General features: G+C 69.2%; 12 protein-coding genes. 5 read left to right on the top strand and 7 right to left on the bottom strand.

Annotated elements, in window-relative coordinates; genetic code table 11:
- Positions 1-79: 79 nt before the first annotated feature.
- On the top strand, positions 80-1,048 hold the full coding sequence (locus tag ACX80H_RS06260; RefSeq protein WP_459311825.1) for an alpha/beta hydrolase: 969 nt from the start codon (positions 80-82) through the stop codon (positions 1,046-1,048).
- A gap of 22 nt (positions 1,049-1,070) precedes the next feature.
- Here the strand turns inward: ACX80H_RS06260 and ACX80H_RS06255 are convergent, their stop codons facing one another.
- From ACX80H_RS06255 to ACX80H_RS06245, 3 genes are all read right to left on the bottom strand, one after another.
- A complete protein-coding gene (locus tag ACX80H_RS06255) occupies positions 1,071-1,529 on the bottom strand; it encodes an ATP-binding protein (RefSeq protein ID WP_459311823.1) in 459 nt (152 codons plus the stop codon).
- Positions 1,522-1,854 (bottom strand): STAS domain-containing protein, encoded by a 333-nt coding sequence (locus ACX80H_RS06250; protein WP_459311821.1) that lies wholly within the window; start codon positions 1,852-1,854, stop codon positions 1,522-1,524. Before ACX80H_RS06250 ends, ACX80H_RS06255 begins: the two co-directional genes overlap by 8 nt.
- An 83-nt stretch (positions 1,855-1,937) precedes the next feature.
- Positions 1,938-3,038, bottom strand: a complete 1,101-nt coding sequence (locus tag ACX80H_RS06245) for a SpoIIE family protein phosphatase (RefSeq protein ID WP_459311819.1) — start codon at positions 3,036-3,038, stop codon at positions 1,938-1,940.
- 228 nt (positions 3,039-3,266) lie between these two features.
- Between ACX80H_RS06245 and ACX80H_RS06240 the strand changes: the two genes are divergently transcribed.
- Entirely contained in the window at positions 3,267-4,952 is a 1,686-nt protein-coding gene (locus tag ACX80H_RS06240; protein ID WP_459311817.1) for a sensor histidine kinase, read from the top strand.
- Positions 4,953-4,984: 32 nt separating this feature from the next.
- Here the strand turns inward: ACX80H_RS06240 and ACX80H_RS06235 are convergent, their stop codons facing one another.
- Positions 4,985-6,229 carry a sensor histidine kinase gene (locus tag ACX80H_RS06235; protein ID WP_459311816.1) on the bottom strand — a complete coding sequence of 415 codons (1,245 nt, stop codon included), beginning with the start codon at positions 6,227-6,229 and terminating at the stop codon, positions 4,985-4,987.
- Positions 6,230-6,339: 110 nt separating this feature from the next.
- Complete coding sequence (locus ACX80H_RS06230; RefSeq protein WP_459311814.1) at positions 6,340-7,761, bottom strand: PucR family transcriptional regulator; 1,422 nt, start codon at positions 7,759-7,761, stop codon at positions 6,340-6,342.
- 164 nt (positions 7,762-7,925) lie between these two features.
- Between ACX80H_RS06230 and ACX80H_RS06225 the strand changes: the two genes are divergently transcribed.
- Both ACX80H_RS06225 and gabT read left to right on the top strand, forming a co-directional pair.
- Positions 7,926-9,356 (top strand): aminobutyraldehyde dehydrogenase, encoded by a 1,431-nt coding sequence (locus ACX80H_RS06225; protein ID WP_459311812.1) that lies wholly within the window; start codon positions 7,926-7,928, stop codon positions 9,354-9,356.
- A gap of 26 nt (positions 9,357-9,382) precedes the next feature.
- The gene (gene gabT / locus ACX80H_RS06220; protein WP_459311810.1) at positions 9,383-10,768 is read left to right on the top strand and encodes a 4-aminobutyrate--2-oxoglutarate transaminase; all 1,386 of its coding nucleotides are present in this window, start codon (positions 9,383-9,385) and stop codon (positions 10,766-10,768) included.
- A gap of 59 nt (positions 10,769-10,827) precedes the next feature.
- Here gabT and ACX80H_RS06215 read toward each other — a convergent pair whose 3' ends face one another.
- On the bottom strand, positions 10,828-11,427 hold the full coding sequence (locus ACX80H_RS06215; protein WP_459311808.1) for a GNAT family N-acetyltransferase: 600 nt from the start codon (positions 11,425-11,427) through the stop codon (positions 10,828-10,830).
- A 280-nt stretch (positions 11,428-11,707) separates the two neighbouring features.
- Between ACX80H_RS06215 and ACX80H_RS06210 the strand changes: the two genes are divergently transcribed.
- Complete coding sequence (locus tag ACX80H_RS06210; protein WP_459311806.1) at positions 11,708-12,286, top strand: TetR/AcrR family transcriptional regulator; 579 nt, start codon at positions 11,708-11,710, stop codon at positions 12,284-12,286.
- A gap of 21 nt (positions 12,287-12,307) precedes the next feature.
- Here ACX80H_RS06210 and ACX80H_RS06205 read toward each other — a convergent pair whose 3' ends face one another.
- The gene (locus tag ACX80H_RS06205) at positions 12,308-12,979 is read right to left on the bottom strand and encodes a TetR/AcrR family transcriptional regulator (RefSeq protein WP_459311804.1); all 672 of its coding nucleotides are present in this window, start codon (positions 12,977-12,979) and stop codon (positions 12,308-12,310) included.
- Between the last annotated feature and the right edge of the window lie 32 nt (positions 12,980-13,011).

The following is a 13,011-nucleotide window of genomic DNA, read 5'->3' as shown; positions in this document are numbered from 1 at the left end:
GGCAGATCGACGGGCGGCAGAAGGGCCCTGACCAGCATGACAGAGGCGGCGCCGGCTTCGGTTCCCCTAGGCTGTGCCCATGACCCGCGGATACGCAGCAGGCACGAAGGCGATCGAACCGAGTGCGAAGGACGGCTCACGGCCGATGCGCCTCGCGTCCCGGCTGATCGGCTTCCTCCCCACCAAGAGGAACCTGACCGGCACCGACTGGGTGAACTCGAAGTACCCGGGCCGGACCTACCCGTCGACGGCCGCCATCCCGTGGACCTTCAGGCAGACCCATACCGTCCAGGAGAAGCGGGTCGACGGCGTGCGCACGATCACGGTCCGCCCGCTCCGCGGGGCCACGCGGTCGCACATCGTCTACACGCATGGCGGCATCTACATCAACGAACTCAGCCGCCCGCACTGGTGGATCATCGCCGAGCTGACCAGGCGCACGGGCGCCGCGGTGACCGTTCCCCTCTACCGCCTCGCTCCGGAGAGCACCTACCGCGAGGCTTTTCCCTATCTGGTGAGCGTCTACCGTGAGGTGCTGCGCACCGCGGCGCCCGATGAGGTGACGCTGATGGGGGATTCCGCCGGCGGCGCGCTCGCCATCGCCCAGCCGTGGGCCTTCCGCGACGCCGGCCTGCCCGCGCCCGGCCGGATCGTCGCGTTCTCCCCGTGGCTCGACGTCACGGCCACCAATCCCTCCATCCCGAAGTACGACGCCGTCGACCCGATGCTCTCCGTGGCCGGTGGCGTGCAGGCCGGGCTGTGGTGGGCCCGGGGCGACGATCCGAGGACACCGCTGATCAGCCCCGCATGCGCCCCTGATGATCTGCTGGCCACGGTGCCGGCCACGCGCATCTACCAGGGCACCCGCGACGTGTGCATGGCGGACGCGACCGTGTTCCGGGACAGGGCGGTCGCCGTCGGCGCCGACGTCACCCTGAAGGTCTACCCGGGCGGGTTCCACGTCTTCCCTGCGTTGCCGCGCCTGCCGGAGTCCCGGGCGGTCTATGCGGACATCGCGGCGTTCCTGGGGCGGCCGCCACTGCCCTAGCGGGGCGGACGCCGCGAGGGGGTCAGTTCCCTGCGCCGGAGTCCCGGGACAGGACCCACACGTTCGTATCGCCCTGGCGTTCGACCGTGACCGTGGTGACGAGTGCCCGGATCATCGACAGTCCGCGGCCGGATTCGTCGTAGTCCTCGAGCAGCGCGTCCGGGTCGGAGGTCGGGGGTGGTCCGTCGAGGTCGGGCACCGGGTCGAGTGGCGCGGCCCCGATCTCGCTGATGACCGCACGGAGGCGTCCGGTGGCGACGGTGAGGTCGACTCCGAGGAGGAGGTCGCACCCGGCCTCGGGGACGCCGTGCTGCACCACGTTGCTGGCGGCCTCGATCACGGCGGTGGTGAAGGCCATCTGGTCCAGCGCGGGCACGAAGGCCGCGTCGAGCCACAGCTGGTCCAGGATGCCGTGCAGGTCCTCGATCGCCTGCTCGCCCGCCGGCTTCTCGAGGGTGCGCCGGGCCAGGATGTCAGTCATTGAGGAAGGCTTCTTCGGGTGTTGCGTGCGGCGTCAGGACGCGGTGCATGCTGGTCAGTTCGAGCACCATGTTGACCTGCGGCTGCACGGCGGCGATGCGCAGGTCCCCGCCCGACTGCCGGGCGAGCTTGAGGCAGCCGATCAGCGCGCCGAGGCCGGAGGAATCCATGAAGCTGGTGTCCGCGAGGTTGACGACGATCCGCTTGCCGCCCGCGCTGACCACCTGGTCGATGACCTCGCGCAGCTTGGGCGCCGCGACCATGTTCAGGCGGCCGCTGGCCGACACCTCGGTGTAGCGTCCCTTGTCCTGCGTGGTGAATTCCATGTGTACGTCCTCTTCCGATCCCTGTCCGCGTTCCTGAAGTGTTGTGGGGTGTCCCTGGGAGCGGCGTCGCTCCCCGGCGCCGGTCAGCCCTGCAGGCGCTGGAGGACGACGACGGTGACGTCGTCGGCCACCTCGGGCACGTCGGCCATGTCCAGCAGGACCGCGCAGGCGTCCTCCGCGCTGGAGGCGGCCGTGATGACGCCCGCCACCGCCTCGGTGAACTGGTCCACCGTCTCATAGATGTCCAGCAGGCCGTCGCTCACGATGGCCAGGGAGTCGCCGGGCCGGAGGCTGACCGTGCCGGGCGGCCACGCCTGGTCCGGCCACGCACCGACGGGTGGTCCGCCCGACGAGAGCCGCGTGACCCCACCGTCGGCCGCGACATGCAGCGCGAGGCCATGGCCCGCGTCGACATATCCGACGACGCCGGTGGCGGCATCGAGGCGCCCGTGGAAGAGCGTGACGAACGAGCTGGTCTGCTCGAGGTCCGCCTCCGTCGCGCGCGCCGCCGTCGCGAAGGCGGTCTCGATGCTCGGCTGGGGCGCCACGGACCGCATGATCGCGCGGACGGTCGCTGCGATCAGCGCGGCACCCATGCCCTTGCCCATCGCGTCCGCGACGGTGAGGTGCAGTCCGTCCGGCGTGCCGTACCAGTCGTAGAAGTCACCCCCGACGCTGCGCGACGGTCGGAACCGCCCGGCGAGCTCGTAGTCCTGGATTCGCAGGTCGGCGCGGGGGAGGAGGTTCTTCTGGACCTCCGCGGCGCGCTGGCGCTCGTCGGCGTTGGCGACGTCGACGGCCGCCTGGCGGCTCTGGCGGCGGAAGAGGGAGTTGATGCGGGCGACGAGCTCGCGCGGACTGAAGGGCTTGCTGATGTAGTCGTCCGCGCCGGTCTCGAGGCCGGTCAGGCGCTCGATCTCGTCCGTACGGGCCGTGATCATCAGGATGTAGGCGTCGGAGAACTCACGGACTGCACGGCAGACCTCCACGCCGTCGCCGTCGGGCAGGTTGAGGTCGAGCGTGATGAGGTCGGCCCCTGCACGGGCCTTCTCGAGTCCTTCGCGTGCCGTGGAGGCCTCGGCCACCTCGAAGCCCTCACGCTTCAGGATCTGCACGAGCAGCCCCCGAATATCTACGTCGTCCTCAACAACCAGTGCACGGCGTGTCTCCGGGGCGGCAGTCATGGTCCTCATTAAACGCTACGCCGCAGGGTCGTCCGGACCAATGACGGAGCTTCGCTCCGATCAGCGGGTAGTTGCAGCGAACTTGATGTGATCTTGAGGTGCAGCGGCACTTTCGGCACCCGTAATACTCGGGCTCCCGCGCTATTCTGTGGAAGCCGGCGCGCCGATGGACGCCTGCCCCGTCAAGCAGCGGCGGAACGGCTCGACGACGGACAGGGGGATCAGCCGATGGACAGAGTGCTGTCCTACCTCACGCTCAACACCCGGCAGTTCCACGAACTGACCCTTAGGATGCGTGTCGTCCTCAGCCAGCTGCCGCTCTCACTTACGGTCCTGCTGATCGTCGTCGGGGGCTTCCTGTTCCACCGCGACCTCCTGGCGAGCCAGTCCTTCCTGATCGGCGTGGGACTGCAGGTCGTGCTGCTGGCCGTGTGCGTGCTCGTGCCCTGGGACCGCCTTCCCCACGCCACCTTCCTGGTCATCCCGCTCCTCGATTTCATCCCCATCGGACTCATGCGCCACGGCGCCGGCACGGTCATCACCGGCGTGGGCCTCCTGGCGGTGTTCCCCGTGATCTGGCTGGCGGCCTCCGGGCTCTACCCGCGCGCCGCCCTCGCGGTGGGCTTCCTCGCCACGCTCGGCATCGTCTGGGCACCGGTCTTCGTCACTGATGCAGCGGTGAACCTGGAGTCCCTGACCCAGTCCATTCTCCTGCCGTTCATCATGCTCGCCATCGGCGTGACCATCCGTGTCATGACGGCGAGCATGATGGCGCAGCAGGCGGTCGTGGAGGAGAAGGACCGAGCCCTGCAGGTCCTTTTGAAGGAGAGCGCGCGGCGCGAGCGACTGCTGGAGACCGTGGTCAACAGCGTGGACATCGGACTGATCGCCGTGGACGAGGCCGGACGTCCCATGCTCACGAACCGCAAGCTCGAGCAGTTCCGGGCGCTCGCGGGCGGTACCGGCGACACCCCCGAGGCGGACCTCCAAATTTTCCAGCAGGACGGCCAGTCGGCCATGCCCGAGGCGCGGCGACCGACGCGGCGCGCCGCCGAGGGCCAGGTCTTCTCCGATTACCTGCTCTGGTGGGGCGAGCGGCCGCACCAGAGGGTGCTCTCGACGTCGTCGCGCCTCATGACCAACCAAACCGGCTTCCGGGAGGGTTCGGTCGTGACGTTCAACGACGTCACCGAACTCGTCACCGCACTGAACGCGAAGGACGAGTTCGTGGCCACGGTGTCCCACGAACTGCGGACCCCCCTGACCGCGATCCGGGGTTACCTCGAACTTCTCACCGGTATGCCCGACCTCCAGCCCGAGGTCGCCTCCGGCCTCGAGGTGGTGTCGCGTAACTCGGAGCGTCTCCACAAGCTCGTGGTGGACCTGCTCTCGACGGCCGAGGGTTCACCGGAGATCACGCCCGTTCCCACGGATCTGTCCGAACTGGTCGTCCAGCGGGTGGCCAACGCCAGGGAGCGCAACATCAACCCCCAGGTGCGTTTCGAGGACTCCACGGAGCCAGGCCTTATGGCGTTGTGCGACGCGTCGCGGATCGGTCAGGTGCTCGACAACCTGCTCTCGAACGCCGTCAAGTACTCACCCGGCGGAGGACGCGTGACGGTCCGCGCTGCGGAGGTCGACGGCGAGGTGGAGTGCAGCGTGACGGACCAGGGCAGCGGCATGTCCGCCGAGGAGCTCCGCGGTGTCTTCTCGAAGTTCTTCCGGACCTCGGCGGCACGCAACGCGGCCATCCCCGGGGTCGGGCTCGGCCTCGCCATCTCGAAGGCGATCGTGGAGCGCCATGGCGGCACCATCAGCTGCCGGAGCGTCGAGGGAGAGGGCTCGACGTTCACGTTCCGTCTTCCGCTCGCATACGCCGGCCAGAATCAGCAGCTGCAGTCGCAGGAGCGGTAGGGGCACGGGAGCCCGGGAGGCTGACGCCCGCGTCAGGCTGCAGGGCCGAGGTCCACGGTCACGGTCGTGCCGCCGCCCGGCGTCTCCGTCAGGCTGATCGAGCCCCCGTGTGCGGCCGCGATCCGCGTGCAGGTCGCGAGGCCGATGCCGCTGCCCGCGGGATCACCGTCACGCTGCAGGCGCACGAGCGGCTCCAGGGCCCTCGTCCGGTCCTCCGCAGGGATGCCCCTGCCGTGGTCGACGACGCGCAGCACCTGCGTCTCGCCGACGCTCGCAAGGACCTCGATGCGCGGAGGCCTGCCCTCCGCCGAGTACTTGATGGCGTTGGAGACGAGGTTCTGCAGGAGTGCGGTGACCTGCGCCTGATCCACCAGCAGCTGCGCGTCCTGCACCGACACGACGGCATCGTAGGCGTTGCTGAGCGGCAGGACGTCCTGCAGGACGGCGTTCATCATCGTGCCCAGGCGGACCGTCCGGCGGCTGATCGCCCCGCCGATCCGGGAGAATTCGAGGACCTCCTCGACCGTGGACAGCATCCGGCTGGCACTGCCGCGGATGATGCTCAGGTAGCGCGCCGCCGGTCCCGAGGGTTCGACGTCGTCGTCCTGTTCGCTGAGTTCCGTGTAGCCCAGGATCGCCGTCAGGGGGTTCTTCAGGTCGTGGCTGACGCGTGCGGCGAAGCCCGCGAGGTCCTCGTTGCTGCGGCGCACCACCTCGAGGGCTTCAACCAGCTGGCGGGTCGTGAGCTGCAGTTCGAGGACCTCGACCACCTGCCGGGCGAGGATCTCGAGTCCTTCCCGCTGTTCCGCTCCGAAGCCGATCGCCCGGAGGGAGAAGACGCAGAGGGTACCGAGCGCGTACCCGCTCCCGGTGACGAGTGGAACGGACGCGTACGCCCGCACGTCCGCGATCCGGCCGTTGACGAAGGGGTTGTCGGCGAAGCGCGGGTCGAGGGACGCGTCGGCGAGCGCGGTGATGGAGCCGGACCGGAAGACCTTCGAGCACATCGAGTCCTCCCGCGAGCAGACGCCTGCATCCACCCCCACGGCGGCGATCTGGTGCTGCTGGTCCGCGGTGATGATGTTGATGACGCCCGCGTCCATGCCGCTGACCCGTACGGCGAGCTTCACGAGGTTGAGGAGCTCCGGGGGAGTCTCGTAGTCGGGCCTGTCCACCGGGGCGCCGTCGGTCTCGCCGTAAGGAAGCCGGTAGTCCTGCAGGGCCGTCTGGCGGGCGAGCTCCTCCAGGTCCCACTCGTCGGCATGAAGCACTGGCATGTATACCCCCGAAGAACTGTGAGACCGGTGTAGATAGGTCCAACTATTGCATGAGCTATCCTCCCTCCCGTGCCGCCGCGCTCGGATGTGGCGAACGGGTGCCGATCGGGTCAGCCGAGAGCGCGCACGCGGAGGGCGAGGTACAGGTGGACGCGGTCCGCGGTGACCGCCGGATCGTACCCGGTCAGTGTCACGACCTGCTGCAGCCGGTAGCGGATGGTGTTGCGGTGCAGGTCGAGGTCGGCGGCGACGGCGGCGACCGAGCCGTCGAGGTCGAGGTAGCGCTGGAGGGTGGCGAGGAGGCCTGCGCCGTGCGCCTCGTCGAAGGCCTCGAGGGGTTTCAGGGTCTCGCCGGCGAGGTCGGCGAGGGGCACGTCGGCGCTCGACATCAGCAGGGAGGTGATGCTCAGCCGGTCCGCGAGGTTCACGGACTGGCCGCGCTGCAGCGCCTCGCGTGCCTCGAAGTAGCTCCAGCGCAGCCCGTTCGGCTGCGCGTAGGCCCCGCCGACGCCGATGCGCGAGGTGAGGCCGGCGCCGTGCAGGTACCGGCTCAGGTCCGCCGGCTCGGGTGCGGCGCCTGCCGGAAGGACGAGCACGAGCCGTTCGTCCACGAGTGCGGCGGCGGCACTGTCCCAGCCGTCGGGCAGGGGGAGCGTCCGCAGCGCACGGCGTTGCCCCGACGCGACGTCGACGATCAGCACGCTGTGCCGGGACGAGGTGTCGATGCCCGAACTGGCGAGCCTGGCTGCGGCTTCCGCCCCGGCGAGGCTGCCGCGCACCACGTCCTCCAGCAGCTGGCCGGCCGCGGTCCGCGCTCCGGTGCGGTTCCTGGCCTGGTTGGTGAGCTCGACCGAGATCAGGCTCTGCGCGTAGTCGACGATCGCCGCATGCCCGTACGGTTCCGCGATGGCGAGGGTGCACCGGTCCTTGAGTCCCGTGGCGATCGGGAGCCGGTGCCACTCGGGGGGATCCACACGCGGCCGGGCAGGGTCCGGGGCACCCGCGATACGCGCACCGTACTGGAAGAGGGCGACGTCGGTGCCGAGCATCCTGGCGAGCTCGCCGAGGAGGGAGCCGAGGCCTCCTGCCCCGAGCAGCGCCGATGCGAGGACGGCATGCCCCTCCAGGAGGTTCTCGAGGCCCGCATAGTGGTCGGCAGACAAGGCGTCGGCCACCTTCTTGCCGATGGCGATGAAGGGGGTCTCGTAGGGGACCCGGAAGGCGGGCAGGCCGACATCGTCCGCCTCCGCCAGCACGGCCGGCGGGATCCTCCGATGGGTGAGGCCGACGCCGAAACCGAGGGCCAGCGCACCCGCCTCGTGCACCCGCCGTACGAAGGCCCGTTGCGCAGCTCCCGTCTTGAGCCGGACACCCGTCGTGAGGACCACCTCCGCGCCGTTGAGGAAAGGCCGGGGATCCTCGAGCTCCGTCACCGCAACCCACTGGATGGAGTGGGCCGGGGCTTCGGAACGGCCCTCCGCGACGAGTCCGAGTGCAGGATCGCACAGAAGGTCGGGAAAGGTGATGGCCATGGAGCCAGCTTACGGCCGCCTGTGCCTCTGCACGGGACCTTCGGGTATCTGCTGTGCAGATATACGTGGCGGAGGTTACCTCGTCCCGGTACCGTCGTCTCGATACCTGCGGCCGGTCGGATCCGGATTGCCCGCGGACTCCACCTCGTGAAAGGCACTGCAGCGTGGCTGAGACCCTTCAGAACTACATCGACGGCGTGTTCGTGACGCCGGCCGGGACCGAACTCCTGGACATCGTCAACCCGACCAACGGAGAAGTGGTGGCGCAGTCACCGGTCTCCACCCCGGCGGACGTCGACGACGCCATGCAGGCCGCGGCACGCGCCTTCACGACCTGGAAGCGGACCACGCCCAGTCAGCGCCAGCTCCTGCTGCTTCGGCTCGCCGACGCCGTCGAGGCCGCCAGCGACGAGCTCGTCGAGGCACAGCACCGCAACACGGGCCAGGTACGCGAGATGATCGCGGCCGAGGAGGTGGCCGCCGGAGCGGACCAGCTGCGGTTCTTCGCCGGCGCCGCGCGCATCCTCGAAGGCAAGTCCGCGGGCGAGTACCTCGAAGGCCACACCTCTTTCGTGCGCCGGGAGCCCATCGGCGTCGTCGCCCAGGTGGCCCCGTGGAACTACCCGTTCCTCATGGCCATCTGGAAGATCGGCCCCGCGCTCGCCGCCGGGAACACCGTCGTGCTCAAGCCCAGTGACACCACGCCCGAGTCCACCCTCGTGCTGGCGCGCCTCACGCAGGGCATCCTGCCCGACGGCGTCCTGAACATCGTGCTCGGCACGGGCGAGACCGGCGCCGCGATGATCGAGCACCCCGTGCCCGGCCTCGTGTCGATCACCGGATCCGTGCGTGCCGGGATCGCTGTCGCGACCGCCGCGGCCAAGGATCTCAAGCGGGCACACCTGGAGCTGGGCGGCAAGGCGCCCGCCATCGTCTTCGCCGACGCCGACCTCGCGAAGACCGCCGAGGCGATCACGGAGTTCGCGTTCTTCAACGCCGGCCAGGACTGCACCGCGATCACCCGCGTGCTCGTGCAGGAGGAGGCGCACGACGAACTCGTCGCCGCCATGGTCGCCCACACCGCCACCCTGACGACGGGCAGCGAGGACGACTCCCAGAACTACTTCGGGCCGCTCAACAACATCAACCACTTCAACGCCGTCAACGCGGTCGTCGACGCGCTGCCCGCCCACTGCAGCATCGCGACCGGCGGCAAGCGTGCGGGGACGAAGGGCTACTTCTTCGAACCCACCATCATCACCGGCGCCCGCCAGGATGACCCCGTGGTGCAGCAGGAGACCTTCGGGCCGATCCTCACCGTCCAGACGTTCACCACGGAGGAGGAGGCGGTCGAGCTCGCCAACGGCGTGGATTACGCCCTCGCCTCCAGCGTCTGGACCTCGAACCACGGAACCGCGATGCGCGTCTCCCGCGACCTCGATTTCGGCGCCGTGTGGATCAACACGCACATCATGCTCACCGCCGAGATGCCGCACGGCGGCTTCAAGCACTCCGGCTACGGCAAGGACCTCTCCATGTACGGCGTGGAGGACTACACCCGCATCAAGCACGTCATGAGCGTGCTCGACGTCTGATCGTCCCGTTTAGATAAGGAACTCGCATGACAACGTACGCAACTCCTTCCGGCGCGGTCGCGCCGAGCTTTCGGCTCGAGCAGAAGCGCCGCATCAACGGTGACTTCCCCGGCCCCAAGTCCACGGAACTCGCCGCCCGGCGCGCCGCCGTCGTCGCCAAGGGTGTCGCCTCGACCGTCCCCGTCTACGTCGCGGATGCCGACGGCGGCGTGATCCACGACGTCGACGGCAACTCCTTCATCGACTTCGGCTCGGGCATCGCCGTGACGACCGTCGGAGCCTCCGATCCCGCCGTCGTCGGGGCCGTGAAGGAGCAGGCTGAGCACTTCACCCACACCTGCTTCATGGTCACGCCCTACGAGGGCTACATCGCCGTCGCCGAACAGCTCAACGAGCTGACCCCCGGCGACTTCGAGAAGCGCACCGTCCTGTTCAACTCGGGCGCCGAGGCCGTGGAGAACGCGGTCAAGGTGGCACGCCTGGCCACCGGCAGGGATGCCGTCGTCGCGTTCGACCACGCGTACCACGGCCGCACCAACCTGACGATGGCACTGACGGCCAAGGCCATGCCCTACAAGACCAACTTCGGTCCGTTCGCCCCCGAGATCTACCGCGTGCCGATGAGCTACCCGTTCCGCGAGGAGAACCCCGCGATCACGGGGCCCGAAGCGGCGCAGCGCGCCATCACGATGATCGAGAAGCAGATCGGCGCCTCGTCGGTCGCCGCGATCATCATCGAGCCCGTGCAGGGCGAGGGTGGCTTCATCGTCCCCGCGGACGGTTTCCTCCCTGCCCTGGCCGAGTGGGCCAAGGCCAACGGTGTCGTCTTCATCGCGGACGAGGTCCAGTCGGGCTTCTGCCGCACCGGCGAGTGGTTCGCGGTGAACCACGAGGGCGTGGTGCCGGACATCATCACGATGGCGAAGGGCATTGCCGGCGGCCTGCCGCTCTCGGCCATCACGGGCCGGGCGGACCTGCTCGACTCCGTCCACGCCGGCGGGCTCGGCGGCACCTACGGCGGCAATCCCGTGGCGTGCGCAGCCGCGCTGGGGGCGATCTCCTCCATGAAGGAACAGGACCTCGCCGGCCGCGCCCGGCACATCGAGGCCCAGGTCACGGAGCGTTTCGCCGCCCTGCAGGCCGAGCTGGGCGACGACAGTATCGTCGGTGAGCTCCGGGGCCGCGGCGGGATGCTCGCGATCGAGTTCGTGGAGCGCGGGAGCAAGGCGCCCAACGCCGACGCGACGAAGGCGATCGCGGCACTGTGCCTGCGTGAGGGCGTCATCATCCTGACCTGCGGGACGTACGGCAACGTCGTCCGCCTGCTGCCGCCGCTCGTCATCACCGACGAGCTGCTGGCGGACGGCCTCGACGTGCTGACGAACGCCATCCGTATGGTGAATGCCGGCTGACGACCGAGCACGAAGAAGGCCCGCAGCGCTGCTGCGGGCCTTCTTGCATTGACGGGCTGTCAGCCCACCGGGATGAGCGCCCGGAACTGCGGGTTCTCGGCCAGGAAGGCCTGTGCGTGCCTGCAGTACGGGATCGGCGCGAGTCGGCGGCGATGGGCGTTCAGCAGGGCTTCCCGCACCAGGACGGGCTCAAGCCCGGAGCCGCGGTGGTCAGGACCGACGACGGTCTCCAGCAGGCGGATGCGTCCTGCCCGCATGTCGTACTTCACGTATCCCACCATGATCCCGTCGTGGAAGAGCTCGAAGCGCGAGCTCACCAGATTGTCACGGAACTTCTCGCGCAGCTTCTCGCTCTCGGAGCGTTCGGCCGCCCGGGCCTCCCGGTCGGCGAGGACCTCGACCACGGCTTCGTAGTCTTCCTGCAGGCCGAAGGGTGGGAAATCGGTGTCCAGCACGCGGTACAACTGGTTGCACAGGACGCGGAGCTCGCGGGTGGACAGGGCGGACAGGTCGTGCGGGACATCAGGAACGACCGGGCCGGGGGCAGCGGGCGAACCCGGCGCAGGGGCGAAGTCCACGGCGTCCAGGTCCGACCAGGCACTCCGGGAGCCGTACTCCGCGTGCTGCGAGGGGGCTGGGGAGAGAGGGGCAACAGACATGACGAACCTCGAATAATCGACAAAAGGGGTAGGCCGTTGCTTGACCGTCCTCAGACCGTAACAGCTAGCTCGGCATCCGTAAAGCTAGTCCTTCTAGCAATCAGTAGGCTCATGAGCCGTCGCGCCGTCAGCATCCGGAGCGGGACGCCCTTCCACTCGACGGCCGGGACTCCTTGGGGACGGTCGATTCCGCTCTTCCGGTGTTGCACCAAAGTGTGATGACACGGTGTGTCTTCATTGCGAAGCGACGGCATGTCGTGTCATCGGTTAGGGTGGGCGCATGAGTCGATGGGCACCGGGCGCAGCGCTGCGCCTCGAACGTGCGGCACTCGAGCTCTTCACCGAACAGGGCTACGCGGCGACGTCCGTCCCCGAGATCGCCGCCCGTGCGGGCCTCACGACCCGCACGTTCTTCCGCCACTTCCCGGACAAGCGCGAGGTGCTCTTCCTGCGAGACCGGGAACTCCCCGCGGTCGTCGCCCCCCTCGTAGCCGGCGCTCCCGCATTCCTGTCACCGCTCGGGATCGTGATGCACGGGTTCGAGGCGGTGGCAGCCGGGCCGTTCGAGGACTGGAGGCCCGCACTGCAGGCCCGGCGTGCCCTCATCGGCTCGGACCAGGGCCTGCGCGAACGCGAGCTGCTGAAGAACGTCATCCTTGCAGGGGTCGTCGCCGAGGCGCTCGCGGGGCAGGGCGTGGGCGGACCTGAAGCACGCCTGGTGGCGCGGTACGGCGTCCTGGTGTTCGAGATCGCGCTGACCGACTGGCTCGACAGCGACGGCGACACGTTCTCCGACGTGCTGCACTCCACCGCGTACCGGATGGGACAGCTCGTCCGACCCGCGCGTCAGGACGAATAGCGACTCGGGACGAGTAGCGCGTCAGGACGAGTAGGCCGCCAGCTGCTGGCGCAGGCCGGCGATCATGCCGTCGAGCCCTGCGCGGAAGGCGGCGTCGGCAGTGCCTTCGGCGCCCGCCGCATCCGTGGCGTGGCGCACCGCGGAGGTGAAGACGGGGAACTGGTGGGCCAGGGCGCCCGAGTCGAAGATGTCGCCCGGTGCGGCCACGTCGAGCGCCGAGCCGTAGATGAAGGACTCCAGCGCGACGATCGCCGGTACGATCCGGTCCTCCGGCCAGCCCGCCCGCAGGAAGCCCTGGGCCACCTCCTCGTACATGCGCAGGGTCTCGGCGGCATCCGTCACCGGCAGGACGGCGATGACGGGGATCAGGGGCGCGTGCCGCGCGAAGACCTCCCGGTAGGACCAGGCCCACTGCCGGACGGCCTCGTCCCACGGCTCGTCCGCGAAAGCGGTGAAATCCACCATGGTCATGACATGGTCCTGCACCCACCGGAGCACTTCCTGCTTCGACTCGGCGTGGTTGTAGAGGGCCGAGGGTGCCACGCGCAGCCTTCGGGCGAGGGCCGACATCGTCAGCCCCTCATAGCCCTCGGCGGCGATGAGGTCGAGGGCCGCCGCGGTGATGCGGTTCCTCGAGAGGACGCTGCGTGGCGGCCGCCCCGCTCGCCGGGGTGCCGATGAAGCTGCGGTCATGGATCCTGCTCCCTGTTGCGGTGGCGTTAACT

Source organism: Arthrobacter pasteuri, assembly GCF_054510955.1.
Note: the sequence above shows the minus strand (reverse complement) of the source record. Positions and strands in the feature narration are given on the sequence as shown.

Coding starts and splice junctions, on each gene's coding strand:
- ACX80H_RS06260 (WP_459311825.1), top strand. CDS start 80: ATGACCCGCGGATACGCAGCAGGCACGAAGGCGATCGAACCGAGTGCG.
- ACX80H_RS06255 (WP_459311823.1), bottom strand. CDS start 1,529: ATGACTGACATCCTGGCCCGGCGCACCCTCGAGAAGCCGGCGGGCGAG.
- ACX80H_RS06250 (WP_459311821.1), bottom strand. CDS start 1,854: ATGGAATTCACCACGCAGGACAAGGGACGCTACACCGAGGTGTCGGCC.
- ACX80H_RS06245 (WP_459311819.1), bottom strand. CDS start 3,038: ATGACTGCCGCCCCGGAGACACGCCGTGCACTGGTTGTTGAGGACGAC.
- ACX80H_RS06240 (WP_459311817.1), top strand. CDS start 3,267: ATGGACAGAGTGCTGTCCTACCTCACGCTCAACACCCGGCAGTTCCAC.
- ACX80H_RS06235 (WP_459311816.1), bottom strand. CDS start 6,229: ATGCCAGTGCTTCATGCCGACGAGTGGGACCTGGAGGAGCTCGCCCGC.
- ACX80H_RS06230 (WP_459311814.1), bottom strand. CDS start 7,761: ATGGCCATCACCTTTCCCGACCTTCTGTGCGATCCTGCACTCGGACTC.
- gabT (WP_459311810.1), top strand. CDS start 9,383: ATGACAACGTACGCAACTCCTTCCGGCGCGGTCGCGCCGAGCTTTCGG.
- ACX80H_RS06215 (WP_459311808.1), bottom strand. CDS start 11,427: ATGTCTGTTGCCCCTCTCTCCCCAGCCCCCTCGCAGCACGCGGAGTAC.
- ACX80H_RS06210 (WP_459311806.1), top strand. CDS start 11,708: ATGAGTCGATGGGCACCGGGCGCAGCGCTGCGCCTCGAACGTGCGGCA.
- ACX80H_RS06205 (WP_459311804.1), bottom strand. CDS start 12,979: ATGACCGCAGCTTCATCGGCACCCCGGCGAGCGGGGCGGCCGCCACGC.